The organism is Vreelandella halophytica (genome assembly GCF_968193635.1).
Genome location: NZ_OZ309107.1, coordinates 1691137 through 1717423, shown reverse-complemented (window position 1 = coordinate 1717423; position 26287 = coordinate 1691137). Strand labels below are relative to the sequence as shown.

Here is a 26287-nt window from a genome sequence, read left to right as displayed (position 1 = left end):
GAGTGCGCCATGAGTAGCATCGACACCCAGGTCAATACGCGTAGCGAGCTGTTCCAAAGCAACGAAGCGGCGATGCGAGCAGAGGTTTCGAAACTGCGCGAGTTAACCGCCGCTATTGCCGAGGGCGGCGGGCAAAGCGCCCGCGAGCGCCACGAAAGCCGCGGCAAGCTCTTCGTGCGCGACCGCATCGACCATCTCGTCGACGAAGGCGCGCCCTTTCTGGAGTTCTCGGCGCTGGCCGCCTTCGAGGTTTACGAGTCCGAGGTGCCCGCGGCGGGGGTCGTCACCGGCATCGGCCGGGTGAAGGGCGTGGAGTGCGTGATCGTCGCTAACGACGCCACGGTCAAGGGCGGCACCTATTTTCCGCTTACGGTCAAAAAGCACCTGCGCGCCCAGGAGATCGCCCGCAAGCACCGCCTGCCCTGTATCTATCTGGTCGATTCCGGCGGTGCGTTTTTGCCCCGCCAGGACGAGGTCTTCCCGGACCGTGACCACTTCGGGCGCATCTTCTACAACCAGGCCACGCTCTCCGCCGAGGGCATTCCCCAGATCGCCGTGGTCATGGGCTCCTGCACCGCGGGCGGGGCCTACGTGCCGGCGATGGCGGACGAGTCGATCATCGTGCGTGAACAGGGCACGATCTTTCTGGGTGGCCCGCCGCTCGTCAAAGCAGCCACCGGCGAAAGCATCAGCGCCGAAGCCCTGGGCGGTGCCGACGTGCACACGCGCATAAGCGGCGTGGCGGATCATTACGCCGAAAACGACATGCACGCGCTGCAACTGGCGCGCAACTGCATCGCGCGGCTGAACTGGCAAAAGCGCGGTGCGCTTGCCATGAAAGCCCCCGAGCCGCCCAAACTCGACCCGGCGGAGCTTTACGGCATCGTGGGTACGGATTTGAAGAAGCCGTTCGATGTGCGCGAAGTGATTGGGCGCATCGTTGACGGCTCGGATTTCGACGAGTTCAAACGCTACTACGGCGACACCCTGGTCACCGGGTTTGCCCATATCCATGGCCACCCGGTGGGGGTCGTTGCCAACAACGGCGTGCTCTTTTCCGAATCCGCGGTGAAAGGCGCGCACTTCATCGAACTCTGCGCCCAGCGCAAGATTCCGCTGGTGTTTCTGCAAAACATCACCGGTTTCATGGTCGGCTCCAAATACGAGCACGAAGGCATCGCCAAGCACGGCGCCAAGCTCGTCACCGCCGTGGCCTGCGCGAAGGTGCCCAAGTTCACCGTGCTGATCGGCGGAAGCTTCGGCGCCGGCAACTACGGCATGTGCGGGCGGGCGTTCGAGCCGAATCTCTTGTTCATGTGGCCCAACGCGCGCATTTCGGTGATGGGCGGCGAGCAGGCCGCCGGCGTGCTTGCTCAGGTCAAGCGCGAGCAGTTCCAGCGCGACGGGCGCCCGTGGAGCGCGGAGGACGAAGAGGCGTTCAAGGCGCCCACCCGCGCGCAATACGAGCACCAGGGCCACCCGAATTACGCCAGCGCCCGGCTTTGGGACGACGGCGTCATCGACCCGCTGCAAACCCGCGACGTGCTGGGGCTTTCCTTGGCCGCCGCGATGAACGCCGAGATCGAAGAGACGCGCTTTGGCGTGTTCAGGATGTGATGCCATGAGCCATTCGACACTGACGTTCGATCGCCACGTGGCCACCCTTCGCCTTGAGCGACCCGAGGTCCATAACGCCTTCGACGATCACCTGATTTTGGAGCTGACCGACCATCTAAAGGCGCTGATCGCCCCAATCGAGCGAGGCGAGGTTCGCGTGCTGGTGCTGGCCTCCGAGGGCAAGAGCTTCTCCGCCGGCGCCGATCTGAACTGGATGAAGCGCATGGTCGAGTACAGCCGGGAGGATAACCTGGCGGATTCGCGCAGGCTTTCCGAGCTGATGCACCGCCTCGATACCCTGCCCTGCCCGACGCTCTGCCGGGTTCAGGGTGCGGCGTTCGGCGGCGCTGTGGGGCTTGCCGCCTGCTGCGATGTGGTCGTGGCCTCGAGTGCCGCCAAATTCTGTCTGTCGGAGGTCAAGATCGGCCTCTCGCCGGCGGTCATTAGTCCTTACGTTCAGCGTGCTATCGGCGCCCGGCAGATGCGCCGCTACGCGTTAACGGCGGAAGTAATCGATGCCCCCACCGCGCTCGCGTTAGGGCTGGCTCATCGGGTCGTCGAGATCGAGGCGCTGGATGAAGCAGTGGCGGCGATGACGCAGACGCTGTTGGCGGGCTCGCCCCAGGCGCAGCGCGCGACCAAGTCGCTGCTCGAGACGGTCGGCCAAGCGCCGGACAGTGACGCCACCCGGGAGGCCACCTGCCAGGTCATTGCCGGGCTTCGCGTCAGCCGCGAGGGCCAGGAAGGGCTTGCCAGCTTTTTCGACAAGCGCCCACCGCCCTGGAAGCCTTTGGATGAACCACAAGAATAAAGCCTCGGAGTCCTTATGAGCGCAACTCTTACCACGTTCGACACGCTACTGGTGGCCAACCGGGGCGAAATCGCCTGCCGGGTGATGCGCACCGCCCGCCGGATGGGATTGAAAACCGTGGCGGTCTACTCCGACGCCGACGCCCACGCCCGCCACGTGCGCGAAGCCGACGAGGCGATTCACATTGGCCCCGCCGCCGCCCGGGAAAGCTACCTGAACATCGAGGCGGTGATCGACGCGGCCAGGCGGAGCGGCGCCGGCGCCGTTCACCCGGGCTACGGGTTTCTCTCCGAGAACAGCGCCTTTGTCGCCGCACTCGATGAGGCCGGCCTGGTCTTCGTCGGCCCGCCGGCGTCGGCAATCGAAGCGATGGGCGATAAAGCCGCCGCCAAGGCGCGGATGGCCAAAGCCGAGGTGCCGCTGGTGCCGGGCTATCACGGCGATGACCAGGGTGACCGCTACCTGCGAGAAGAGGCGGACAAAATCGGCTACCCGGTAATGCTCAAGGCAAGCGCGGGCGGCGGCGGCAAGGGCATGCGCGTAGTGGAAAGCGGCGAGGCGTTTCAGGCCGCGCTCGAGGGCTGCCGGCGCGAATCGAAGGCGTCGTTCGGGGACGCGCGTATGCTGATCGAGAAGTATCTGGTCAAACCGCGCCACGTGGAAGTCCAGGTATTTTGCGACGCTCAGGGCAATGGCGTGTATCTGTTCGAGCGCGACTGCAGCGTGCAGCGCCGCCATCAAAAGGTGCTCGAAGAGGCCCCTGCCCCGGGCATGACCCGCGAGCTTCGCGAGGCGATGGGCAACGCCGCCGTGCGCGCCGCCCAGGAGATCGGCTACGTGGGCGCGGGCACCGTCGAGTTTCTGCTCGATTCAAACGGCGCCTTCTACTTCATGGAGATGAACACCCGGCTGCAGGTCGAACATCCGGTCACCGAAATGATTACTGGCCAGGATCTGGTCGAGTGGCAGCTGCGTATCGCCATGGGTGAGCCGCTACCGTGCGGGCAAAACGAACTCACCATTAGCGGGCACAGTTTCGAGGCGCGCCTTTACGCCGAAGACCCGGCCCAGGCGTTTCTGCCCGCCACCGGCACCCTCACCCGCTTTACGCTCGATTTGGACGGCGCGGATCTCAACGCCGCCCAGGTACGATTGGACAGCGGCGTGGAAAGTGGCGATGTGGTCTCGATGCACTATGACCCGATGCTTGCCAAGCTGATCGTTCACGGCCCCCACCGCGAGGCGGCCCTTGCCACACTCAACCGGGCGCTGGCCGCGCTGGACGTTCAAGGCGTGGTGACCAACCGCGCATTCCTGCAACGCCTGGCCACCCACCCCGCCTTCAAGGCCCAAGAATTGGATACCGGCTTCATCGAACGCCACGAGAATGACCTTTTCGCCGAGCAAGCGATCACCGCCGAGACTTTCGCGCGCGGTGCGCTGATCGCTTTGAATACGCTAAACCAGCGCGATGCAGCAACGCGCGACGCGCAAACGCCCTGGGACCGGGCGGACGGTTTTCGCCTGAACGCCCCCCATAAAGTACGCATTGCCCTGGCAACCACCGGCATGGAGGTGGACGCCAGCGTGGTCGAGGCCACCCGCGAACCGAATGCGCCCGAGTGGCAGCTAAGCGTGCAGGGTCAGCGCTTCAAGGCAAGCCTGGCTACGCTTACCGGCGACAGCGTTGCGATCACGCTCGACGGCCACCGGCGCCGCTTTCAGGTGCAGCGCGATGGCGACACGCTCGTGATGGTCGACCCGCAAGGCGAGACGCGCCTGACCTGGCAGCGCCTGGATGCGCTGAATCACGCCGCGCGGGAAGTGGCCACCACTTTTACCGCGCCTATGCACGGCACGGTGGTGGCGCACCTGGTCGAGCCCGGCAAGCCGGTCGAGAAAGGCATGCCGCTGATGGTGATGGAGGCGATGAAAATGGAGCACACGCTCAGCGCCCCGGCGAATGGCCAGGTCGAGGCGTTTCACTTCGCCCCGGGCGAAAGCGTCGGCCAAGGCGACGTGTTGCTCGACTTCGCCCCGCTGGAAGAAGGAGATTCGGCATGACGCTTCCGGCTCGCGTTCGGCTGGTCGAAATGGCCCCGCGGGACGGGCTTCAAAACGAGCCCGGCGCGCGGGTGCCCACTCACATCAAAATCGCGCTGATCGAGCGCCTGGCTCGTGCCGGGCTTACACACATCGAGGCCGCCAGCTTCGTCTCGCCCAGGTGGGTGCCGCAAATGGGCGACGCGTTGGAGGTGATGCTGGGCATCGCGCGTGCGCCCGGCGTCACCTACTCGGCGCTGACCCCCAATCTCAAGGGGCTCGAGAATGCGCTGAGCGCCGGCGTCAAGGAAGTCGCGGTGTTCGCCGCGGCCTCCGAGACGTTTTCGCAAAAAAACATCAACTGCTCGATTAGCGAGTCGCTCGAACGCTTCGCCCCGGTTCTAACGCGCGCTAAAGCCGAGGGCGTGCGGGTGCGCGGCTACGTCTCCTGCGTACTGGGCTGCCCTTACGAGGGCGCCATCGCCGCGGAGCAAGTCGCCGAAGTTGCCCGCGCGCTTTACGCGATGGGCTGCTTTGAAATATCGCTTGGCGACACCATCGGCGTGGGCACGCCCCTGGCCGCCAAGCGGATGATTCGAACGGTCGCCCGTGAGATGCCCATCGAATACCTGGCCGCACACTTTCACGACACCTACGGCATGGCGATCGCCAACCTGTACGCAGTGCTGGAGGAAGGTGTACGTGTGATCGACGCCTCTACCGGGGGGCTTGGCGGCTGCCCCTATGCCAAGGGGGCTTCCGGCAACGTGGCCACCGAAGACGTGCTCTATCTGCTCGAAGGCTTAGGCATCGAAACCGGCATCGATCTGAATGAGGTGATCGACACCGGTGTCTGGATTACCCGAGAACTCGGCCGCCCGCCCGGCTCCAAAGTGGCCCAGGCCCGGAGCAGGGTCAACTAAATAGAGATCACAACAACCAGAGACGGAGAGACTCCATGGCGCTCAACGTACCCCCTCTTCCCAGCTACTCGAGTGGCACCGCCGATAAGCCACTTTTAGGCATGACCATTGGCGACAAATTCGATCAGATTGCCGCGCAGTATCCGGATAACGATGCGCTGATCGTGCTGCACCAGAACATCCACTGGAGCTACCGAGCGCTTTATGAAGAGGTGACCCGCTGCGCCCGGGCGCTGCTGGCCCTGGGGGTACAGCGCGGCGACCGTGTGGGCATTTGGGCGCCTAACTGTGCCCAGTGGACGCTGACCCAGTTCGCCACCGCCAAGATCGGCGCGATTCTGGTCAACATCAACCCGGCCTACCGCACCCAGGAACTCGAGTACGCCCTGAACCAGTCCGGCGCGCGCTTTTTGATCTGCGCGGATAGTTTCAAAAGCGCCGACTACCGCGCCATGCTGTTTGAGCTTGCCCCGGAGCTTGGCGAGTGCGCCCCGGGCAAGCTTGCCTCCGCTACGCTGCCCGCGCTCGAGTGCGTCATCAACCTAAGTACCGAGCAGCACGCGGGGATGTGGCGCTGGGTCGATATGCTGGAGCAGGCGGCTCAAACCGACCAGGCCGAGCTCGAAGCACTTCAGGCAACGCTCTCGTTCGACGACCCGATCAACATTCAGTACACCTCCGGCACCACCGGTTTTCCCAAGGGCGCCACCCTTTCGCACCACAACATCCTCAACAACGGCTTCTTCGTGGCGGAAAGCATGGGCTTTACCAGTGAAGACCGGCTGGTGATTCCGGTGCCGCTTTATCACTGCTTTGGCATGGTGATGGGCAACCTGGGCTGTATGACCCACGGTGCAACGATGATTTACCCAAGCGAGGCCTTCGAGCCCGGTCAGGTGCTCAAGGCGGTTCACCAGCAGCGCGCCACCGCGCTTTATGGGGTGCCCACCATGTTTCTGGCCGAGCTCGAGCACGAAGACTTCCCCAACACGGATTTCTCCGGGCTGCGCACCGGCATCATGGCGGGCTCTATCTGCCCGGCGGCGGTGATGACCCAGGTGATCGAGAAGATGAACATGAAGGGCGTGCAGATCGCCTACGGGATGACCGAAACGAGCCCGGTCTCGGCGCAGACTGGCGCCAATGACACCATTGAAAAGCGTGTCTCGACCGTGGGGCGCACCCAGCCACACCTGGAGAGCAAAATCATCGACCCCGGTAGCGGTGCCGTGCTTGCCCGGGGTGAAATCGGCGAGCTCTGCACTCGCGGCTATAGCGTCATGCTCGAGTACTGGAACAACGAGAATGCTACTGCGGATGCCCTCGACCGCGCCGGCTGGATGCATACCGGTGATTTGGCCACCATGGACAAGGACGGCTATCTGCAAATCGTCGGGCGTATCAAGGACATGGTGATTCGCGGCGGCGAGAACGTCTACCCGCGCGAGGTCGAGGAGTTTCTTTACACCCACCCGGCGGTGCTGGATGTACAGGTCACCGGCGTGCCGGATGAGAAGTACGGCGAGGAGCTGGTCGCCTGGGTTCGCCTCGACCCCCACCAGGCGGAGATCACCGGTGAAGAGCTACGCGCATTTTGTAAGGATAAAATCACCCACTTCAAGATTCCGCGCTACTTCAAGTTCGTCGATGAATTCCCCATGACGGTCACGGGCAAGATTCAGAAATTCAAAATGCGCGAAATCTCGACGTTTGAGCTCGGCCTCGACCGGGCGACGCTCTCGTAATTACGCCGCGCTCGCTGAGCGCCGGCTACGCCTTGCACGTTAAGTGGCGGGCCGGCCCTCATGGAGGTTGCAAGCGTTTCAATGAGATGGGCAAAAAACCGTTTGAAAGTTTGATGAATCGCGCAATTAACGTGGTCGCGCCCCACGCTTGTTGCTAGGCTTGGGGGGACTTGGCTTTTATAAAAGGATAACAACGATGCCAACCAACCGCTTGGCAAGCACCCTTCTATGTAGTGTTCTCGGCAGCTCTTTTCCCTTGCTCTGCCTTGCAAGCGAAAGCAGCTACCTGAATACCGACGTACTCCCCAAAGCCTACACCGCCCCGGACAGCGAAATGATGTCGCTGGGCAACGGCGTGGTGCTCGAAGGCAGCAACCTCAATAGCATCGACAGCTACACCTCGGGCTTTCGGCTCACGGCCGGCTTCAGCCCGGGCAACTTACCGCGCGTCGATATCGGCGCGGAAATCGCCTACCGCGAAAGCGAGGAAGTCTTCACGACCTCCAGCGTCGCCCCGCTCGTTCAGGATACCCTGGCACTGGGCGGCGCCCTGGTGGCGGGCCTTCGCATGGGCGCGTTCAGCGTTTACGCGAAATCCGGACTGACCGAGTGGCGTGGCGAAACCGAGCTCGAAGGCGATGAAAGCGGCACCGCCATGCTGCAAGGCTTTGGCGCCACCATGACCGTCAAGCGTCTGGTCAGCCGACTGGAATACGAACGCATCGACGCCCCCACGCTTAGCCATTTGAATCAGCTAAGCGCCTCGATTCATATCCCGTTTTAACGATTGATACTTAGCTTTTGTAAGACATTTCTTACTTTGATGTAAGCCATTGCCGCTACGTTGCTGATAATAATTGTTTTTTTACCGCTCACTCGCTAACCTGGCCTTTCCTATAGGCAACATACGGTTCAGGAGAGTGACACCATGGCGGACAGAACGGGGCTGCAGTTTACCTTGACCCTGGCCGGGGCAAGCGATATAGCGGTTGTACGTTTTACCCACCGGGAAACGCTCTCCCAACCTTTCGAGCTGGCCGTTGAGTTCGCCAGCCGCGCTCATGATTTATCCCCTGCCGACTGCCTTGACCAAATCGCTACCTTGACGATTTGGCAGGATGGCGAACCACTGCGGCGCATTCACGGTATCGTCAGTGAATTTGGCCGGGGCGATAGCGGGCACCGCCGCACCTTTTACCATGTCGAGATCCGCCCGGCCCTATGGCGGCTATCGCTGCGCCAGAATTCCCGCATCTTCCAGCAGACCGACCCCCACAGCGCGATCAATACGCTTGCCGGTGAGCGCAGTATTACCGATATCGGCTTTGCCACGACGCGCACTCCACCGCCACGAGAGTTTCTCGTTCAGTACCGTGAAACCGACCTGGACTTTGTCGAGCGCTTGGCCGCCGAAGAGGGCTGCTTCTATTTTCATGAATTCGAGAATACGGAGGGTGGCGCTCACCGGCTGGTATTCGCCGACGATACGACGACGCTGACCAGTATCGGTGAGCGCAGCTATCACGCGCGGGCAGGCGGCACTTCTCCCAAGCGACACCTACGCAAGCTTCGCCAAGTGAGCCGGGTACGCCCGGCCTCGGCGGCGCTCAAGGATTACAGCTTCAAGACCCCCGGCTACGCGCAGTTGCACGAGCAAACGGCGTCAGGCCTGGGCGGTCACGCTCAGCGGGGAGACTACGAGCACTTCGACTACCCCGGCCGCTACAAGCAAGATGCCTCGGGCAAACCCTTCTCGCGTCACCGGCTGGACGCGCTTCGCGCCGATGCCACCACTGCCGAAGCCGAAAGCGATCTACCGGAACTCGCGCCAGGCGTTTGTTTTACCTTGACCGACCACGATGTCGCCAGTTTCAACGACGACTGGCAGGTCGTCTCTGTCGTACATCATGGTGAGCAGCCCCAGGCGCTCGAGGAAGATGGCATGGCGCGGGGCAGCGCCACCGCCGAGCAAACCAGCGAGCAGATGACGCGTTACCATAACAACGTGGTCATCATGCCTAGAACGCAGACCTGGCGGCCCACGCCCAACCCCAAACCGCGGGTGGATGGTCCCCAGGTCGCTTTCGTGGTGGGCCCGGAAGGCGAAGAGATTCACTGCGACGAACACGGCCGGGTCAAGGTGCAATTCCCCTGGGACCGCTACGCCGAACCTAACGAGACCGCCAGTTGCTGGGTGCGTGTCTCTCAGGGCTGGGCCGGTAGCGGCTACGGCACCATGGCGATCCCCCGCATCGGCCACGAAGTCATCGTCTCGTTTCTGGAAGGCGACCCGGACCAGCCGCTGGTCACCGGGCACACCTACCACGCCGCGAACATTCCGCCCTACCCGCTGCCGGCCAACAAGACCCGTACCGTGCTGCGCACCCAGAGCCACAAGGCCGAGGGCTTCAACGAACTGCGCTTCGAGGACGAGGCCGACGAGGAGCAGATCTGGCTGCACGCCCAGAAGGATCTGGACCTGCTGACCCTCAACGATCGTAGCGAAGAGATCAAGCGCGACAACACCCTGCACGTCTTCCGCGACCGCACCACCGACATCGACCGTGACGAAACTCACCTCGTTCATCGCCACGAGGTGCATACCGTCGACGGTAACGAAACCCATACCGTCCACAAGAACCGCAAGAAAACCGTCGACGGCAACGAGACCGACCGCATCGGCAAGCACTGGTCGACCAAAGTGGGCAAGAACAAGACCGAAACCGTCGGCAAGGCCTACCTGCAAAACGTCGGCCTGGGGCGCATGGAGAACGTGGGCCTGGGCTACAGCCTGAACGTGGGCGCCCTGATGAACACCGTGGTGGGCGTCAATCAGAGCACCCAGGTCGGCTTCAACCACTCCGTGAACGCCGGGCGCAACGTGACCCTGAAAGCGGGCAACCAGCTGACGCTTCAGGTGGGTAACAGCCGCCTGGTACTCACTGAGGAGTCGATCTACCTCGACGCGGGGGAGATTCACGTCAAGGCGGGCACCAAGGTACATGTCGACGGCCCCGACGACGTACTGCTCAATACCGGCACCGCCCAGCCCGCCCCCGACAGCAAGGAAGACGACGCCGAGGGCGATTCGACGAACGACCCCATGGTCAAAGACGGCAATACCCCGGGGTGGTGACATGGCCAATGTGACTAATTCGACGGCCTTCCCCCATGCACTGTTTCGCAAGCTGGGGCCGGGGGATCTTGAATATGACGTGCTGACGGTGCGCGGTACTTACCGCTTCACCGGCGACGGCTGGCCGCTTTTTCAAACACCCCAGCAGCGCCCCATTCGCTGGCAAACCGAGCTGGCAGGCGATAGCGCCAACCCGTTGGCGCAGTGGATTCGCGATGACCGCGACGTCCTGTTTGGCAAGCTGGGCACCGAGGTGCAGATGCATGGCACCCTCCGCTCCCCCACGGGGCAGCCCCGCAGTGGCTGGAAAGTGGGCGTGAACGTCGGTCCGTTATTCAAACAGATGCTTGTGTATGGCCCGCGCGATTTTCAATGGCGCCTGCTGGGCGGGTGGCGTGTCACCGAGCCTGCCCCCACTCGCGAGGTGCCCCTCGACTACCGCTATGCCTTTGGCGGCCATTTTGTCTCGTCGTTTGACAGCGATACGACCAGCGCGGCTGACAGGACCCTCTACTACCCAGAGAACCCGGTGGGCCAAGGGTGGCTGCCTGGGCGAGACGACTACAAGCGCTTTTCCAAAGCGCTGGCCCGCCCGCTCAAGGACCAGCTTGACGCCGTGGCACAGCTACCGGCCCCCCAGCTCGTCGAACCGGGCGCGCCGATTCGCTCTCCTTTTGAGCGGCCTGCCCCCATCGGCTTTGGCCCTATCGCCCCCTGGTGGGAGCCACGGGTGAGTTACCAGGGCACGTTCGATGAGACATGGGAAGCCGAGCGCTACCCCTATTGGCCAGAAGACTTCGACTACCGGTTTCATCACAGCGCCCCCGAAGACCTGGTCACACAGGACTACCTGCGCGGCAATGAGCCTCTCATATTGACCAACTGCTTACCCAACAGCACCGAAGTGATCGAAAACGACCGCTTTCGCTTTTTGCACCGCACCCAGCTGCCCGGCGTGGCCGTGCAGGCGCTGACCGAACACGCCAGCGGCCAGCGGGGCCTAACACCGCTTGCGCTGGATACGGTGAGCATCTACCTCGACGAGCAGGAACTGGCCCTGACGTGGCGCGTGTTGTTCCCACCGGATGACCCGCTCAAGAAGGTCTGGATTCGGCGAATGCCGCTATCTGCTAAGCGAGGGGGTGCCCATGTCGGATGATCAGGGCGAGCGCGACGCGGCAGGCACCAGTGGTTCTTCGGCGGCAGAAAGGCAGGCGCGAAACGGCCAAGCGCGTCATATCGGTAACTCGAGACCCTGGATGGTGGTGGTCAGTCAGCCCGACTTTTGCCGTTTGGGAGACAAGATCATCGGCTTCGATTCCACGGCGACGCTTGATGAGCCCGTTCGCTATTCGCCGAACGTGGTGTCAGCGGGGGAACGTACTTATCGGGTGGGGGATCTGTGCTGTGGTACTGAAGGGAACGCCGGTGCTGGCCTCGTATCAGGCACTTCTTTAGGCAGTGGATACGTTCTCTTTCAGACCGGCCAACCCAACCTCAAGATCAACGGCCTGGCACCGGTGCGCGATGGAAGCCAATGCCTGGTCAACTGTAATGCCGCAGGCATTGGCGGTGCGCAGGGTTACGTATATACGAATACTCAAGGGGTCAACAGCCTTCCAGAATGCGCGCCTGCTGAACCCATGGACCCGGTTCAGCAAGAGATAGAGCAAATCAATGAACGCGCACGCGAAATCGATGAGCGTGCGCAGGAAATCGATGCGACGATAAAAACGTCCCTTGATCAACTGACGCCAGACGAGGCAGGCGCGCTGCGCTTAGAGTTAGAGCAGCTAAAGCAGGATAGCAAGGTGCTGCAGTGGCGGTATGATGAAGTGCTGGACGCTCTACCTGAAAATCACCTCGCCGGTGCAGACGTTCTTAGCCTCTATGAAGCCGAATCCAGTATCAATACGGCGATAGATAAGATACCAGGGCCTCTTATTTCAGATGAGATGCTAGAACGGATTAAGTATGAGGCTAAACTGACAGTTGAAATGTCAGCTGAGGTACTTTTTGCGCCTTATGGCGCTACAAAAGATACGCAAGCGGTATGGGGACACCTCTCTCGAGGAGAGTATTTAGCTGCCTCCATCACAGGACTGGTAGGCCTCCTGTCTGTTGTACCTGGAGCCAGGTTATTACGAGGAGGACGAGGCGTAGAGAGAGCAGCCAGTAGCGCTGAGGACGTGGCGGGTAGTGCCAATCTTGGTCGCTCTTCCAGCAGCGATGAAGGGCTGCGGGTAGAGCAAAATTCTGGTACGGTGGGAAGCAGTGGGAACTCTATAGCGGAGTATGGGCTTCAGTCTGAAAAATACATTGCTACTGTAAGTAGTGATGGGCGGCGCGTATATAAAAACCTTACAGATATTGATCCTGGCGCACCGTCCTTTGTCGATAGAAGTGTTCATCGGAGCATTCGCCAGAAAATAAATGATGGTTGGACTAATGTTGATCTAATGAGACAAGGTTATGCGCCGATTGGATCAGATGGAAAACAAATGAACCTACATCACATCCTTGGCCAAGAGTCTGGCCCGATGGTGGAGTTAACTACAACTACACACCAAAATTTTTCCAGACAACTTCATGGTCTCATTGAGGATGGTAGAAGCTTCCGCAATGACCCGGTTCTCAACAGGCAATACAATAAGTTCCGTGGTGAATGGTGGAAAAAACGCGCTGAAGACTTTCAATAAGGTGGCTTAGATGGCTGAATACGATGAGTTAGCAAAAGCGGTTGAAGCTGCAGGCTATGAGATTTTCTGGTTAGGCTCAGCTTCTAGAGATCAAGTTAGAACCCTAGAGCGCTTATTAAGCGCACCTTTCCCCAGTTCATTTAAAAATTTTTTAGAAATTTATGGCGGCGGTGGTGTCGTGAGCGCAGAAATTTCTGGTATAGAAGATGGAGACGTTGAAAACGAGTTTGGTGGGACAGTGCTTTTTGATACGAAAGAATGCAGAGAATTGTACAACCTTCCTGCCCATTTAATTGTTATCTACTACCATGACGATGAAGTTTGTTGGTGTTTGGATACTTCACGATACGCTAAGAATGAGTGCCCTGTTGTCAGCTATAATTTATTTACAAAAAAGATCGATAGAGACATAGCTTCTGATTTTGGTTCATTTATAGAGCAGCATTTATTGCTGTATACCCAAGCGGATTGAGAGTGGGCGCGGCGTCACCCCATCTTCAGTAGCAGCCGGGTTTAGAGTCAGAAGTTACTTTATCGTGTTTTAACAACAGTTGCTCGGCATAGGCTGACGGGGTCAGACCACGAAGCCCCTTCCTGGGTCTTTCTTCGTTGTACTCCCGCCGCCATGCTTCGATTGTTACGCTCGCGTGATGCCGACTGGTGAACTAGTCCTCATTCAAACATTCATCTCGAAAGCGCCCGTTAAACGATTCGATATAGTGTAAACATCCCGTTGTGCAGGGGGCAACGACAAGACAGCGTGACAAGGAGCCCAAAGCCACCCTTCGCCACCAATCTCTGATCCGAATGGTTTGCCGTGGTCGGCTCTTGGCGATATTTGGATGGGGCTTAGGCCGGAGCAGCGGTGTTCCATCCTAGATCATCGAGTGACCAACCGAGCCCATGATTCGGAAGTCCGTAGGCGCGCTCTAGAAACGGCTCTGGATAGGCCGGGCAAACCGCGCACGGCCTCTGGCATAAGCGCATACCATTCGCTCAGGTGACCAAGCCTAGCGGGGAGTGCAACGCCATAGCCGTCCGCTGCGAACTGGACTGTCGCCATCGCTATGCAGTCTGCGATGCTGATATCCACCCCGGTAAGGAAGGGCCCGCCGGTCTCATCGAGGACAAGGTCGAGGCGTTCCAATTGCTTCAAATAGGCCTTTGCAGCATAACGCGCCGCAGTGGCTTGCTGTTCTTCACTCCCGGCGAATATCGGACTGCCTTTGTGGGCCCAGATGCCAAATTGCAGTGCAGCCTCGTCGGCAGGCTTCCCGTGTCCGCGCACGCGCGAGCGCCGTCTGGCCGATCAGATTGGGCTCTGGATACTGCTCTTCCAGGTATTCAAGGATCGCGATCGAGGCCCGGATTTTATGACCCTTCTCCGTTTCCAGAACGGGAACGGTTCTGAAGGAGCTGATCGAGTTCAACTGCGAAGCGGTTTCAGGGGCCATCGCATCAAGAGCAACGTGCTCGATATCGGTAATCTCCTTCTTCGCCAAGTAGATACCGATGCGGCGCGGATAAAGGGCGCAGTTTAGTTCATAAAGTTTCATGATCTATTCTTCCCAGGTAAACATTCGCCGCTGTGGCTCAATGGTCGGGCCAAACAAGCGAACGATGAAGCTGGATGCCGGCCCAGGCCCCATCCGCTACGGCAAGCGACACAGAGTGCGCGACATCACCGCAAGCGAAGGCGCCGGGGATGGTCGTCTCCTTCGCGTCATTGGTTTGGATCTGTCGTCCCAGTGGCGTTTCTATCAAGGTAGTGCTTCTTGTATCCAGCGCTCAATGAGCGTTCCAGTTAACCCTGGCATACGAAAATACCCCTGGAGAACCAGGGAGCTCAAAATCAGAACTTAGCCCGCAGCAACTTTTATGACAGTCAAAGGCGCATCGACGCCGACGCGCCCATTTAACGCCAACCTCAAAATGCCTACTCAGCCTTCCCTCTTCGCTCGCTCATGATCTGCCGAACGAAAGCGTTGATATCCTCCTTGACCACGCGCTCTTTGGGGCCGCTGGGGGCGACCTCGGCGAGGTCTACCCCTAGCGTACGCGCCAGCATTCGTACAGTAGGCGTCGCGTGGACTCGGTCGCCGGTCGCTTTTGTGGTGTCATTGTTCAAGGTCTTCTCCTTCCTCTACTCGAGTATCGTTTTGGCGAGTGATGACGCCCGCTTAGCTGACCAGCGGAGATAACCTGGAAGGGTCGATATGAAAGCGCTGCATGGCCTTTACGACAATGTCGGCGCTGACGTCGCCTTGCTCGCAAAGTGCCACGAGGGCCATCCAGGCAATGTGGTAGCGGTCGACCTCGAAGAACGCGCGCAGCTTTTCGCGGCTGTCGGAACGGCCGAAGCCATCGGTGCCCAGCACGTAGTAATCCCTCGGCACCCAGGCGCGCACCTGGTCGGCATAAAGCTTCATGTAATCCGTGGCGGCGATGACAGGGCCTGAGCGTTTTTCGAGCGACTGCGTGAGCCAGGGCTTTGCATGCGACTCTTTCGGCTTCATGAAACGCTGCCGGTCGTACTCGAGCGCTTCGCGGCGCAGTTCGTTAAAACTGGTTACGCTCCAGACATCCGCGGCTACGCCAAAATCGAGCAGTAACTCCTGCGCGGCTTCGGCCTCGCGCAGTATGGTGCCCGAGCCCAATAGCTGAACGCGGGGTTTTGGGTCGGCCTCGCCTTCGCGCAGCAGGTACATGCCCCGAACGATGCCCTCCTGGGCGCCTTCGGGCATGGCCGGGTGGGCGTAGTTTTCGTTCATGATCGTCAGGTAGTAGAAACACTCCTTGTGGTGTTCGTACATTTCCTTCAAGCCGTGCTGAACGATGACGGCGATTTCATAGGCGTAGGTGGGGTCATAGGTGCGGCAGTTGGGAATGGCCGAGGCCATCAGGTGGCTATGGCCATCCTGGTGTTGAAGGCCTTCACCGTTGATGGTGGTGCGCCCGGCGGTGCCGCCGACCATGAAGCCTCGCGTCAGCATGTCGCCGGCGGCCCAGGCAAGGTCCCCGATACGTTGAAAACCGAACATCGCGTAGTAGATGTAAAACGGGATCAGCATCTTGCCGTGGTTGGCGTGAGACGTGGCCGCCGCCATCCAGGACGCCATCGCCCCGGCTTCGGTAATGCCCTCCTCGAGAATCTGCCCCTTGATATCCTCCCGGTAGTACATGATCTGCCCCGCATCGACGGGCTCGTATTGCTGCCCGTTTGCGGCGTAAATGCCCAGCTGGCGAAACATGCCTTCCATACCAAAGGTGCGCGCCTCGTCAGGGATGATGGGCACGACCCGCTCGCCAAGCGCCTTATGCTTGGTAAGCCCGGTCAACACCCGAACGAAGGCCATCGTAGACGAAATCTTGCGCTCGCCCGTGCCCTTGAGCTGAGCCGCAAACATCTTGTCATCGAGTGCCGGGATCGCCAGTGTCTCGTAATCGGTATTACGTGAGGGCAGATACCCGCCGAGCAGTTTGCGCCGGGCGTGCAGGTACGCCATCTCAGGGGAGTCGTCATCAAACCGGTAATAAGGGACCGAGCCGTTTTGAAGCTGCTCGTCGCTGATCGGGATCTCGAAACGATCACGCAAGCGCTTGAGCCCTTGAAGCTCCATGGTCTTGATGTTGTGCGCTTCCATGTCGGCCTCGCCGTGTTCGCTGCCCATGCCATACCCTTTGACGGTATGCGCGAGAATTACGGTAGGCTTGCCGTTGGTGCTTTTGACGGCTTTTTGATAGGCGGCGTAAATTTTTGAAGGGTCGTGGCCGCCGCGGGCCAGGTTTTCGATGTCCTGATCCGAAAGGTGCTCGACCCGTTCGAGCAGCTCAGCGTCCTTACCGAAAAAGCGCTCGCGGGTATACGCCCCGCCTTGGGCCTTGAAGTTCTGATACTCGCCGTCGACAGTCTCGTTCATCAGCCGCTGCAGCCGGCCATCGTGATCTTTTTCGAGCAGTGCATCCCAGGCGCTACCCCAAACGACCTTGATCACGTTCCAGTGGCTACCCAGAAACGAGCTTTCGAGTTCCTCCATGACACGGTCGTTGCCGCGTACCGGACCGTCCAGGCGCTGCAGATTGCAGTTGATCACGAAGATGAGATTGTCGAGCTTCTCGCGGCTTGCCAGGTTCAACGCGCCAAGTGTCTCGACCTCATCGCATTCACCATCACCCAAAAAAGCCCATACCTTGCGCTCACCCAGAGGTTTAAGGTCTCGGTTATGCAGGTACTTCATCAGACGCGCCTGATAGATCGCTTGTATGGGGCCCAGCCCCATCGACACCGTCGAGAACTGCCAGTAGTCCGGCATGAGGTAAGGGTGTGGGTAGGACGGCAGCCCGCCGCCATCGACTTCCCGACGAAAGTGATCCAACTGGCTCTCGCTCAAACGCCCTTCTAGAAAACTTCTGGCGTAAATACCGGGTGAAATATGCCCCTGAAAATAGACCAGGTCGCCCGCGCAGTGCTTGCCAGGCCCCTTGAAGAAGTGGTTGAACCCCACCTCGTAAAGCGTACTGCTGGACATGTAGCTTGCAAGGTGGCCGCCAATGCTTTTGTCCTTCGCGTTGGCGCGAACGACCATGGCGATACTGTTCCACCGAATCGCAGCACGAAGTTTTCGCTCGATAGCTGGATTACCCGGGTAGTCGGGCTGATGGCTGACATCAATAGTGTTACGGTGCGCGGTATTGAACGTTCGCGCGATATTCAAACCCTGCGCTTCTGAATAAGAGTGCAAAGTATTAAAGAGATACCTGGCTCTATTTTCACCTTCTCTATCGACTACCGATGCTAATGCATCCAGCCATTCCTGTGTTTCGTTTTTATCTACCTCGACAGTATCTTTCATAAAAACCTCGAATGACATAAAACACGGGCGGGTGGCGTTTAAAAGCCCTATAAAGCAATACAAAAACCTTAATATTGACTTTAGTAGTACACAACATTACTTTGTGAAAAACACTTTCCCAGATCTGGTGAAATGAACTTAAATTATCTGAAAATTTTCGTCGTCGTGGCCGATCAAGGGTCGATCACGGCGGCATCGAAGGCGCTGGGCATCCCCAATTCGACGGTGGCCAGGCAGCTCACCCAGTTGGAGAACCAGTTGGGAAAACAGCTGATACTTCGTAGCACCCGGCACCTACGCTTGACCGAGGAAGGCAAAAGTATTTATCAAAAAGCCGCCTCCCTCATTGCCGAGCTCGATGAGGTCGAAAACGAGATAAAGTCAGAACAAGGTTACTTATCCGGAAAAATCACGCTGGCGATACCTTCCGAGTTTGGTGTCAAATGGCTTAACGAGATACTGGCCGAATTTGCACTAGTGCATCCCAATGTCTCCATCGAATGCATTACCAGCATGGCCCCACTGGATCCGGTAAGAAGAGATATCGATATCTCGATTGCCTATCATCGAGGCAACTTCGAAGACAGTAGTTTAATCATGCGCAAACTCGTTAAACTTGAAAGTGTCGTTGTCGCCTCGCCAGCGCTTATAAAAAGTCATGGCATACCGGAAAAGGTTCAGGAACTTCCAGGTTTGCCTTGTATATCGACCCTATTGGCACTCGAGCAAAACCCCTGGCACTTTATTGGCAAGAATGGCGCACTTTTTCACCTAAGCATCGAGTCGCGCTACAAGGTCGACAGCAGTCAGATGCTGATCGCCGGTGCCATTAAGGGGATCGGCTACGCCATCATTCCCCGGGTCTTCTGCGAACAGCACCTCGCCACCGGTGAGTTGGACGAGATCCCGCTGGATCATACCCCGGCGCCGCTGGAGATCGTGGCGATCTACCCCAACCGCTCTATCAATTACCGTTCCAGGTGGCTGGTCGAGGAGATTACCAACGCGCTGAGCCAACAGCTGGGCTGACACATAGAGACTTGATTCTGAGCTTGAACCAACCACGAAAATAAAAGACGCGAGTATCTCCAATAGCTCTCTTGTTCACTTTATAAGCTTGAAAACTTCATCGAATAAATTTAATTTAGGCCCAGGATATCGAATAGTGAGTAAAGCATGTCGGAAAGAGAGTTGCCTTATCCAGACAAGCCTGTGGGAATGGGCGGATGGTTGATGTTTTATACATGGTGTATCTGCATCATATTGCCTTTTTATGGCATATCCAAAATGCTCGAGCTACATCGAAGCCTTGAAGATATGGCCAAGCAATACGACTGGTTCATGATGTTCTGGAACACCTTGCCTTATACGATAGCGATGATCGTCATTTTTAATGTCGCGATGGTGTGGCTTCTTTATGCAAGCGACAGACGCATCACCCGCAATATCGTCGTTGTGCTGATATGGCTGGTCGGGCCTGGGTTGGTCTTGTTTTTATTGGCGCCGGTCATGGTCTACTTTCCGCCGGAAGCCCGGGATGTTTTTGTCGGCCAAAGCCTGAATAGAGGCGCGATCGCCGTTTTATGGAGTACGCTCTGGACGCTTTACTTCTTGCGTTCAAAGCGTGTCGCGAATACCTATTGGCGATAAGGACACGGCTTGAGTGCTCGAATAGTGTGTCTTTCCAGGGCATTCGTTTAACGGAGCTCGAAAGATGCCAAGGCATTAAAAACTTCGTCAGCATAGGTCTCCCATTCACTTGTCAGTACCGATGCCATGACCTGATAGTGGCCCTCTGGGCCATCGAGTGAGGCCCACACGTAGGTAGTGGGTTCGTTTTCGGCGACATTGAATATCTGATACAAACATGCAGTGTTCTGCGCACTGCAGTGAGCGATGGGCGAGGAGAAAAGGACATCGGGATGGGTGCTCAGAAATTTATGCTCGATGGTTCGCGCATAATTATCGAGAGTAAAGGAAGGCTCCGCGGGCTCATGGTTGAGGTACATCACCAGGTTCTGTGAAGAGCTGATAGCCCTAACGATATAGCTGCCCTCATGGGTATCAAGCGCCCAAGTATCGGGCATCTTGATGCTGAAGTTATCGCTGGTAATAGTGTTAACGTCAGTGGCAGTTGGCGGCGCAGTAGCAAAAGCATCAGGCGATTTCGAGGGAGGTTTGGGCGTTTCTCGCGTCGCGCTTTCGCCAATGGGCAGATCTTTTACCTGAAAGACAATGATAATGAGCAGTGACACATTGTAGGCGTTAAAAAAGCGCTTTCGGTGTCTGCCCGCTTTGGGAAGACAGCACAACAGGGCAATAAAGGCGGGTATCACCAGCGCGGAAAACACAGCATCAACAATCAACCCTTCCCGGTTAGCGTAACCACCAGAAGACGCGACGGTGAACAGCGCCCCCAATATAAAAAGAATGCATGCTATGACTACGCGCATCGTGTTTACTCGTGACTGGTTCATATAAAAGAGAAAAGGCGTTTACGGCTGAGCGGCCTCTGCTAACGACTCGATATAGAGCAGTGTTAATACCAGCTGGGCGTTCTTACTTCCCTGCTGGGCTGCCTGATTGAGCCAGTAAACGGCATCGCCATAGCTCACCGGGATGCTGTCTCCTTGCACATACATGCTGCCTAGATTGTATTGAGCAATAGCGTTGCCTTGGACGGCCGCACGATGAAACCACTGCAGGGCCAACACGCGATTGCGCGGCACGTCTTGGCCGGTCTGGTACATCACGCCCAGTGTGGTCTGTGCGTCGCTATCGCCTTGCTCGGCAGCCAGACGGAACCAGTACTCGGCGGTCTGTCCATCTTGTTCAAGGCCTGGGTAGCGGCTGTAGAGTTCAGCGAGATTGTACTGGGAGTCGATATGCCCTTGATCGGCCCCAAGCTGGTACCAGCGCTGGGCCTCTTCAGGATGAGCGGCAAGGTCGGCCATCAGCCCGAGCTCAAACTGCGCATCGCCATCGCCTTGTTCCGCTGCGAGTCTGAACCACTCGGCAGCGGCTTCGCTATCCTGTGCGATGCCTTCGGCACCGTCGCGGTAAAGTATTCCGATATTGAGCTGGGCGACGCTGTGCCCTTGTTCGGCTGCCGGGCGGTACCATTCAAGTGCCTGAAGGCTATTCTGGGCAACGCCTCTTCCGATATCATAGCGGTAGCCCAACTCGAACTGGGCATCGAGGTGATTCTGTACGGCAGCGCGGCGGAACCAGTCGGTGGCCGCGTCTGGGTCAACGGGCGTGCCCTCGCCGTCATCGTACATGATGCCCAACTGATATTGGGCCCCCGCATGACCTAGCTCAGCCGCTTGGGTGAACAGCTTCAAGGCCTCGCTGACACTTGGCTCAACCCCGTTGCCGTTGTAGTAAAGCCACCCCAGGTTACTATAAGCGTCCAATACGCCAAGCGCTGCGGCGTCTTCGAACCATTGAACAGCTCGCTCATAATCCTGTATGACACCTTCACCGTCGCGATACATCACACCCAGATTATAGAGAGCATCGGGCACCTCGTGCTCAGCGGCCAAGTGATAGAGTTCGGCCGCTTTACTGAAACTTCTTTCGACACCTAGCCCTGTATAGTACATACCCGCCAGCATGAACTGGGCATCGGGCTGGTCCTGCTTGGCCGATAGGCGAAGCCACTTCAACGCTTCCCGGCTATTCTGTTCGACATTCGTACCGTAACGGTAGCTGCTTCCGAGTTCGTATTGTGACCACGCGTCACCCTGTTTAGCTTGGGCAAAAAGTTGCTCGATATCGACACTCGAGGAGTTTTCAATAGGAGGAGTAGCCGCGTTATCCTCGACCTGGCTCCAGCTCGGGCTGGCAATCAGGAGAAGATTCAGAGTTACTGCAGCGATAGATAAACGACTAAACATGCAAGGCGATCCGAGTCTAATTAAATTTTAATTATTACAGACTCCTTATATGATCGCCATTCCTCTTTTGAAACAATGAACAAAAAAACACTTCGCGCTAGATATCCGGCGAAGTGCGTTTCTTGGCATAAAAAAGTTTATCGCGAACGGTTTAATCGCCTTCGTTCGCGTAACTAACTCGTTGCTATCGACCCCTGGAATCCGACTCTTCCAGCGGCGCTGTCCACACCGGAACATCCTCTTTCTGCGGCTCGTTTTCCTGCTCGTCCATGGCCTGGCTCAGCGCTTCTTCCAGGCGCATGAAGAGTTCGCCGTAGCGGCGGCTAAACCGCTGGCCTCCTTCGATTTCCTGCCAGGCGTTGAATAGTTCGGCGTCGTGGGCGTCTTCGTTTTGCACGAAGGACCAGGCCATCTGCTTGGCGCGCAGCGGATGAACGCCCAGGGCCGTCAGCGCGTGGCTGCCAAGCTCGAGCGCCGAATGATAGGTTTCGCTGACGACGTCATCGGCCCCGGCCTCGCGCAGGCGGTAGCCGTGGCCCCGGTCGTAGGCGCGGGCCAGCACCCATACGTTCGGATAGTAGCGTTTGACGTGCTCCACGGTGTGCACCGCGCGATCGAGATCGTCGATAGCCACCACCAACAGGCGGGCTTTTTCGATCCCCGCCCGCGCCAGCAGATCACCGCGGCTGGCGTCGCCGAAATAGCTTTTGATGTTGATACGCCGGGCGTTTTCGATTTGATTGAGTTCGAGATCGAGCGCGACCAAGGGCACGTTGCTGGCCCTTAAAAGCCGGCAAACGATTTGGCCAAAGCGCCCGGCCCCGGCGACGATGACCGGCGACTGCTCGTCGAACTCTTCGGCCTCGGGCTGGGTTTTACTTTCCAGGTAACGCGGCACCACGAGCTTGTCGAAAGCGATAAAAAGAAGCGGCGTCAAGAACATGGTGAACGCCACGACCAGCGACAAAAGCTCGGCAAGCTCCTGGCCGATCACGCTATTTTGGCGGGTATAGGTTAACAATACGAAGCCGAACTCGCCGGCCTGGGCCAGGCTCAGGGTCAAGAGCCAGCCGTTACTGCCACGAATGTGGAACACGTAGGCCAGGCTTATTAAAAGCGCGCCCTTAACCGCCATGACGCCCAGGCCCAGCAGGATAACCGCCGGCCACTGCTCGATCAGCACCTCAAAATTGATACCCGCCCCCACGGTGATAAAGAAAAGCCCGAGCAGCAGCCCCTTGAAGGGCTCGATATTGGCCTCGAGCTCATGCTTGAACTCGCTATTGGCCAGTACGACCCCGGCCAAAAACGCGCCGAGTGCCGGGGAGAGATTGACCAGCCCCATCAATGCGGCGATACCGATCACCAACATCAGAGCGCTGGCGGTGAATATCTCTCGCAGGTTGGACTTCACCACGTAGCGAAACAGCAGCGGCATCAGGTAGTAACCTGCGCCAATCACCATTCCCACCGCGGCGATGACCACGAGCGCGTGGGCCCAACCCGGCAGGTGCGAGACGAGATCGAAGCTTTCGTGGCTTGCCTGGCCGCCGCTCGAGTCGATACCGGGCATCGCCAGCAGCGGAATAAGCGCCAGGATGGGAATCACCGCCATATCCTGGAACAACAAAATGGAGAAGGCACTGCGCCCGCCTTCGGTGGCGGCAAGGCCCTTCTCATTGAGCGTTTGCAACACGATCGCCGTGGACGAAAGCGCCAGCACCAACCCCACCGCAAGCGAGGTTTGCCAGGCCGCGCCTAACCACACGCCAATGGCGGTAGCCGCGGCAGCGCTCAACACCACCTGCAGCCCACCCAGGCCCAAAAGGCGCACGCGCATCGCCCAGAGGCTTTTAGGGTCGAGCTCCATCCCGACCAGAAACAGCATCATCACCACGCCGAACTCGGCGAAGTGCTGAATGGTATCGGTTTCTTGCCCCACCAGCCCAAGAATTGGGCCGATCGCAACGCCGGCCACCAAATACCCCAGTACCGAGCCCAGCCCGAAACGCTTGGCCAACGGTACGGCGATGACGGCCGCCAATAAATAGATAAAAGCCTGAATGAAGTACTGGGTCATTGATCTCTCGATGGGGGTTGACGCGATGACGTGTAATGGAGTGTGTAAAAAGCGCGCTTTAGAACACGGCTTGACAATGAGGGTTCAATCATTATGTACTAGTACGCTAGTACATAATGATTGAATGATTAATGAGGCGGTTTCATCGTGTCCAAAAACGTACCGGAAGATGATTACAGGGCGCAGCTCGTGCGCTACTTGCTCGATGTTGACTCGGCACAGGCGATGGATAGCGCATTAGATAGCCTGCTAACGCCTTCAGAATATCAGGAAATCAGTAAACGGCTACAAATTTTTAAGCTCCTCGACGAGGGGGTGGCGCACCGTAAAATCGCCGAAACCCTGGGCGTTGGCATCGCGACGGTTTCGCGCGGCGCCAAGGCATTTTTACCCGCTACCGCTGCCCACAAGGATACCCCATGAGTGCCGGCCCGACCCCGTTTAGCCTGCCGCGCAAGCCCCACTACGTGACGCTTGCCGCCGACTGCGATTTCTTCGCGCTGTTTCAGAAAATCGAACGCGCTTTCGATAATTGCTACATGCTCGAATCCCTCGGCGAAGATAGCCACATGGCGCGCCACTCCATCATCGGCTTCGACCCGGAGTACCTGGTTTACGCCAACGGCCAATCGCTCACCATCGAGCACCGGGACGGCGAGACCAACGCCTACCCAAGCGACAACCCTTATGAGCTTTTACGCTCGCTAATGCCGCAAAACATTATTTCGCGCAAGTACGCCGGCGGCCTTTCCGGCTATCTTGGCTACGACGCCATGCAGTATTTCGAGCCCTCGCTCTCCCTCAAGGCAAGCGAGGACTTCGATACCTTTCGCTTCGGCCTTTATAAAGACGGGTTGATTCTCGATAAGATGACCGGCGAGGTCACCTACTTCTACTATGACCATAGCCGCTTCGAGTTTCTTCAAAACCTGATCGACACCGACGACGTGACCCCGGGGGCGCTGAAAATTACCGCCCAGGGCGACACCATGAGCCAGGCCGAGCACGCCCGGGCGGTCGCTAAAGTGAAGCAGGACATCATCGACGGCAAGATCTTTCAGTGTGAGGTCGGCTTTAAAAAGCGCTTCAAGGTCGAAGGCGACACCCTGGCGCTTTACGGCGAGCTTCGACGCATCAACCCGTCGCCGCAGATGTACTACGTCAAATTCGGCGAGCAGCGCCTGATCGGTGCAAGCCCGGAGCTTCTCTTTCGCCTGCGCCAGGGCGAAATGGAGACCTTCCCGTTGGCCGGCACGACCACCCGGGGCAAGACCGAGCAGGAAGACACTCAGCTTGCCCGCACGCTTTTGAACGACCCCAAGGAGATCGCCGAGCACAATATGATCGTCGACCTGCACCGCAACGACATCGGCCGGGTCGCCCAGTTCGGCACGGTCAAGGTGCGAAGCCTGATGGACATCAAGCGCTTTAGCCACGTGCAGCATATCTCCAGCGAGATCGTCGGCATCATCGACCAAAACGAGGATATGTTCACCGCCCTTGCCAGCAACTTCCCCGCCGGCACGCTCACCGGCGCGCCCAAGATCGAAGCGATGAAAATCATCGACGAGCTGGAAGTCGACGGGCGTGGGCCCTACGGCGGCGCGGTGGGCCAGTTCTCCTTCAACGGCGACTGCACCTTCGCGATTCCCATTCGTACCGTGTTCGTCAACGGCGAGCGCGCGTACGTACAAACCTGTGGCGGCAACGTGTTCGACTCCAACGCCGAGGACGAGTACGAGGAAATTCGCCGTAAATTCGCCGGCACGCGCAAAGCCCTGGCCCCCTTTATGGATACGGAGAGCCCCGCATGAAGGTGCTGATCATCGATAACTACGACTCTTTCACCTACAACCTGTATCAGTTCATTGGTGAGATTTTAAGCGTCGAGAAAAACCGGGGCGCCATCGAACGCTTCGAGATTCTGGTCAAGCGCAACGACCAGATCGATTTCGAAGAGGTGAAAGCGCTCGAGGCGGACCGCATCATCATTTCCCCCGGCCCCGGCTCACCGGATGACCCGCGCTATTTCGGCGTCTGCTCTGATGTAATCGAAAAACTCGGCACGACCACGCCGCTGCTGGGCGTGTGTTTGGGGATGCAGGGTATCGTGCATGTATTCGGCGGTCAGGTGATCAAGGCACCGCTGCCCATGCACGGCAAGATCAGCCCGATCAACCACAACCACCGCTCGGTCTTCAACGGCGTGCCGGACCAGCTCGAGGTGATGCGCTACCACTCGCTGATTGCGGATGCGGCCTCGCTCCCCGAGTGTTTGGACGTAACCGCCACGGTAGGCGGGCTTGGCGCGGAGAGCTTCGCCGAGCGCGCGCGCTGGCAGGCCGCGGGGGAGTTCGAGCTGATGGGCGTCAAACACCGCGACTACCCTATTCACGGTATCCAGTTCCACCCGGAATCCTTCGCCACCGAAGGCGGCAAGGAGCTGATCGGCAACTTCCTGTTCGCCCCTTACCAGTAAGC

At 58.5% G+C, this 26287-nt stretch carries 22 protein-coding genes and 1 pseudogene; 15 read left to right on the top strand and 8 right to left on the bottom strand.

Features of this window, described 5'->3' with window-relative positions:
* The first annotated feature begins 9 nt into the window (after positions 1 to 9).
* The 10 genes from ACWHXT_RS08085 to ACWHXT_RS08040 all read left to right on the top strand — a co-directional run bounded on the left by ACWHXT_RS08085 (position 10) and on the right by ACWHXT_RS08040 (position 13446).
* Positions 10 to 1617 carry a carboxyl transferase domain-containing protein gene (locus tag ACWHXT_RS08085; RefSeq protein WP_447928968.1) on the top strand — a complete coding sequence of 536 codons (1608 nt, stop codon included), beginning with the start codon at positions 10 to 12 and terminating at the stop codon, positions 1615 to 1617.
* 4 nt (positions 1618 to 1621) lie between these two features.
* Entirely contained in the window at positions 1622 to 2428 is an 807-nt protein-coding gene (locus tag ACWHXT_RS08080; protein ID WP_447957872.1) for an enoyl-CoA hydratase-related protein, read from the top strand.
* Between the two features lie 15 nt (positions 2429 to 2443).
* Positions 2444 to 4492 (top strand): ATP-binding protein, encoded by a 2049-nt coding sequence (locus ACWHXT_RS08075; RefSeq protein WP_447957871.1) that lies wholly within the window; start codon positions 2444 to 2446, stop codon positions 4490 to 4492.
* A complete protein-coding gene (locus ACWHXT_RS08070) occupies positions 4489 to 5394 on the top strand; it encodes a hydroxymethylglutaryl-CoA lyase (protein ID WP_447957870.1) in 906 nt (301 codons plus the stop codon). Before ACWHXT_RS08075 ends, ACWHXT_RS08070 begins: the two co-directional genes overlap by 4 nt.
* Before the next feature lie 35 nt (positions 5395 to 5429).
* Positions 5430 to 7139, top strand: coding sequence for an AMP-binding protein (locus ACWHXT_RS08065; RefSeq protein WP_447957869.1), 1710 nt, complete (start codon positions 5430 to 5432; stop codon positions 7137 to 7139).
* A 196-nt stretch (positions 7140 to 7335) separates the two neighbouring features.
* Positions 7336 to 7923: a hypothetical protein gene (locus tag ACWHXT_RS08060; RefSeq protein ID WP_447528675.1), complete on the top strand. Its 588-nt coding sequence runs from the start codon at positions 7336 to 7338 to the stop codon at positions 7921 to 7923.
* A gap of 144 nt (positions 7924 to 8067) precedes the next feature.
* Positions 8068 to 10275, top strand: coding sequence for a type VI secretion system tip protein TssI/VgrG (gene tssI / locus ACWHXT_RS08055; RefSeq protein WP_447957868.1), 2208 nt, complete (start codon positions 8068 to 8070; stop codon positions 10273 to 10275).
* A 1-nt stretch (position 10276) separates the two neighbouring features.
* Positions 10277 to 11434 carry a DUF2169 family type VI secretion system accessory protein gene (locus ACWHXT_RS08050; protein WP_447957867.1) on the top strand — a complete coding sequence of 386 codons (1158 nt, stop codon included), beginning with the start codon at positions 10277 to 10279 and terminating at the stop codon, positions 11432 to 11434.
* Complete coding sequence (locus ACWHXT_RS08045) at positions 11424 to 12974, top strand: HNH/ENDO VII family nuclease (RefSeq protein ID WP_447957866.1); 1551 nt, start codon at positions 11424 to 11426, stop codon at positions 12972 to 12974. The genes ACWHXT_RS08050 and ACWHXT_RS08045 overlap by 11 nt, the downstream gene beginning before the upstream one ends.
* 10 nt (positions 12975 to 12984) lie before the next feature.
* Positions 12985 to 13446: an SMI1/KNR4 family protein gene (locus ACWHXT_RS08040; RefSeq protein ID WP_447957865.1), complete on the top strand. Its 462-nt coding sequence runs from the start codon at positions 12985 to 12987 to the stop codon at positions 13444 to 13446.
* Between the two features lie 25 nt (positions 13447 to 13471).
* Here ACWHXT_RS08040 and ACWHXT_RS08035 read toward each other — a convergent pair.
* The 5 genes and pseudogenes from ACWHXT_RS08035 to aceE form a co-directional block, all read right to left on the bottom strand.
* A pseudogene (locus ACWHXT_RS08035) lies at positions 13472 to 13693 on the bottom strand (integrase core domain-containing protein); the annotation flags it as partial.
* A gap of 161 nt (positions 13694 to 13854) precedes the next feature.
* Complete coding sequence (locus tag ACWHXT_RS08030; protein ID WP_447957864.1) at positions 13855 to 14262, bottom strand: glutathione S-transferase family protein; 408 nt, start codon at positions 14260 to 14262, stop codon at positions 13855 to 13857.
* Positions 14174 to 14530 (bottom strand): glutathione S-transferase family protein, encoded by a 357-nt coding sequence (locus ACWHXT_RS08025; RefSeq protein WP_447957863.1) that lies wholly within the window; start codon positions 14528 to 14530, stop codon positions 14174 to 14176. Before ACWHXT_RS08025 ends, ACWHXT_RS08030 begins: the two co-directional genes overlap by 89 nt.
* A 380-nt stretch (positions 14531 to 14910) precedes the next feature.
* On the bottom strand, positions 14911 to 15102 hold the full coding sequence (locus ACWHXT_RS08020; protein WP_447957862.1) for an E3 binding domain-containing protein: 192 nt from the start codon (positions 15100 to 15102) through the stop codon (positions 14911 to 14913).
* 52 nt (positions 15103 to 15154) lie between these two features.
* The gene (gene aceE / locus ACWHXT_RS08015) at positions 15155 to 17845 is read right to left on the bottom strand and encodes a pyruvate dehydrogenase (acetyl-transferring), homodimeric type (RefSeq protein ID WP_447957861.1); all 2691 of its coding nucleotides are present in this window, start codon (positions 17843 to 17845) and stop codon (positions 15155 to 15157) included.
* Between the two features lie 114 nt (positions 17846 to 17959).
* Here aceE and ACWHXT_RS08010 point away from each other — a divergent pair, with 114 nt between their 5' ends.
* Together ACWHXT_RS08010 and ACWHXT_RS08005 are read left to right on the top strand one after the other, a co-directional pair.
* The gene (locus ACWHXT_RS08010; protein WP_447957860.1) at positions 17960 to 18856 is read left to right on the top strand and encodes a LysR family transcriptional regulator; all 897 of its coding nucleotides are present in this window, start codon (positions 17960 to 17962) and stop codon (positions 18854 to 18856) included.
* Positions 18857 to 19003: 147 nt separating this feature from the next.
* Positions 19004 to 19477, top strand: coding sequence for a DUF2569 family protein (locus tag ACWHXT_RS08005; protein WP_447957859.1), 474 nt, complete (start codon positions 19004 to 19006; stop codon positions 19475 to 19477).
* A 47-nt stretch (positions 19478 to 19524) separates the two neighbouring features.
* On the opposite strand, the gene ACWHXT_RS08000 is transcribed toward ACWHXT_RS08005, so the two are convergent.
* The 3 genes from ACWHXT_RS08000 to ACWHXT_RS07990 all read right to left on the bottom strand — a co-directional run bounded on the left by ACWHXT_RS08000 (position 19525) and on the right by ACWHXT_RS07990 (position 23806).
* Complete coding sequence (locus ACWHXT_RS08000; RefSeq protein ID WP_447957858.1) at positions 19525 to 20280, bottom strand: hypothetical protein; 756 nt, start codon at positions 20278 to 20280, stop codon at positions 19525 to 19527.
* A gap of 42 nt (positions 20281 to 20322) precedes the next feature.
* Positions 20323 to 21726, bottom strand: coding sequence for a tetratricopeptide repeat protein (locus ACWHXT_RS07995; RefSeq protein ID WP_447957857.1), 1404 nt, complete (start codon positions 21724 to 21726; stop codon positions 20323 to 20325).
* A 184-nt stretch (positions 21727 to 21910) separates the two neighbouring features.
* Positions 21911 to 23806 carry a monovalent cation:proton antiporter-2 (CPA2) family protein gene (locus ACWHXT_RS07990; protein WP_447957856.1) on the bottom strand — a complete coding sequence of 632 codons (1896 nt, stop codon included), beginning with the start codon at positions 23804 to 23806 and terminating at the stop codon, positions 21911 to 21913.
* Positions 23807 to 23953: 147 nt separating this feature from the next.
* On the opposite strand from ACWHXT_RS07990, the gene ACWHXT_RS07985 reads away from it, so the two are divergent.
* The 3 genes from ACWHXT_RS07985 to ACWHXT_RS07975 are packed head-to-tail and all read left to right on the top strand — an operon-like array spanning position 23954 to position 26285.
* The gene (locus ACWHXT_RS07985; protein ID WP_447928939.1) at positions 23954 to 24229 is read left to right on the top strand and encodes a Trp family transcriptional regulator; all 276 of its coding nucleotides are present in this window, start codon (positions 23954 to 23956) and stop codon (positions 24227 to 24229) included.
* Positions 24226 to 25620, top strand: coding sequence for an anthranilate synthase component I family protein (locus ACWHXT_RS07980; RefSeq protein WP_447957855.1), 1395 nt, complete (start codon positions 24226 to 24228; stop codon positions 25618 to 25620). The genes ACWHXT_RS07985 and ACWHXT_RS07980 overlap by 4 nt, the downstream gene beginning before the upstream one ends.
* Positions 25617 to 26285, top strand: coding sequence for an anthranilate synthase component II (locus ACWHXT_RS07975; protein WP_447895900.1), 669 nt, complete (start codon positions 25617 to 25619; stop codon positions 26283 to 26285). The genes ACWHXT_RS07980 and ACWHXT_RS07975 overlap by 4 nt, the downstream gene beginning before the upstream one ends.
* The last annotated feature ends 2 nt before the right edge of the window (positions 26286 to 26287 follow it).

Excerpts from the sequence above, each read along its gene's own strand:
- ACWHXT_RS08050 (WP_447957867.1), top strand. The coding sequence starts at position 10,277 with ATGGCCAATGTGACTAATTCGACGGCCTTCCCCCATGCACTGTTTCGC.
- ACWHXT_RS08070 (WP_447957870.1), top strand. The coding sequence starts at position 4,489 with ATGACGCTTCCGGCTCGCGTTCGGCTGGTCGAAATGGCCCCGCGGGAC.
- ACWHXT_RS08075 (WP_447957871.1), top strand. The coding sequence starts at position 2,444 with ATGAGCGCAACTCTTACCACGTTCGACACGCTACTGGTGGCCAACCGG.
- ACWHXT_RS08065 (WP_447957869.1), top strand. The coding sequence starts at position 5,430 with ATGGCGCTCAACGTACCCCCTCTTCCCAGCTACTCGAGTGGCACCGCC.
- aceE (WP_447957861.1), bottom strand. The coding sequence starts at position 17,845 with ATGTCATTCGAGGTTTTTATGAAAGATACTGTCGAGGTAGATAAAAAC.
- ACWHXT_RS08010 (WP_447957860.1), top strand. The coding sequence starts at position 17,960 with ATGAACTTAAATTATCTGAAAATTTTCGTCGTCGTGGCCGATCAAGGG.
- ACWHXT_RS07975 (WP_447895900.1), top strand. The coding sequence starts at position 25,617 with ATGAAGGTGCTGATCATCGATAACTACGACTCTTTCACCTACAACCTG.
- ACWHXT_RS08060 (WP_447528675.1), top strand. The coding sequence starts at position 7,336 with ATGCCAACCAACCGCTTGGCAAGCACCCTTCTATGTAGTGTTCTCGGC.
- ACWHXT_RS08080 (WP_447957872.1), top strand. The coding sequence starts at position 1,622 with ATGAGCCATTCGACACTGACGTTCGATCGCCACGTGGCCACCCTTCGC.
- ACWHXT_RS07980 (WP_447957855.1), top strand. The coding sequence starts at position 24,226 with ATGAGTGCCGGCCCGACCCCGTTTAGCCTGCCGCGCAAGCCCCACTAC.
- ACWHXT_RS08005 (WP_447957859.1), top strand. The coding sequence starts at position 19,004 with ATGTCGGAAAGAGAGTTGCCTTATCCAGACAAGCCTGTGGGAATGGGC.
- ACWHXT_RS08045 (WP_447957866.1), top strand. The coding sequence starts at position 11,424 with ATGTCGGATGATCAGGGCGAGCGCGACGCGGCAGGCACCAGTGGTTCT.
- ACWHXT_RS07990 (WP_447957856.1), bottom strand. The coding sequence starts at position 23,806 with ATGACCCAGTACTTCATTCAGGCTTTTATCTATTTATTGGCGGCCGTC.
- tssI (WP_447957868.1), top strand. The coding sequence starts at position 8,068 with ATGGCGGACAGAACGGGGCTGCAGTTTACCTTGACCCTGGCCGGGGCA.
- ACWHXT_RS08040 (WP_447957865.1), top strand. The coding sequence starts at position 12,985 with ATGGCTGAATACGATGAGTTAGCAAAAGCGGTTGAAGCTGCAGGCTAT.
- ACWHXT_RS07995 (WP_447957857.1), bottom strand. The coding sequence starts at position 21,726 with ATGTTTAGTCGTTTATCTATCGCTGCAGTAACTCTGAATCTTCTCCTG.
- ACWHXT_RS08025 (WP_447957863.1), bottom strand. The coding sequence starts at position 14,530 with ATGAAACTTTATGAACTAAACTGCGCCCTTTATCCGCGCCGCATCGGT.
- ACWHXT_RS08085 (WP_447928968.1), top strand. The coding sequence starts at position 10 with ATGAGTAGCATCGACACCCAGGTCAATACGCGTAGCGAGCTGTTCCAA.
- ACWHXT_RS08000 (WP_447957858.1), bottom strand. The coding sequence starts at position 20,280 with ATGCGCGTAGTCATAGCATGCATTCTTTTTATATTGGGGGCGCTGTTC.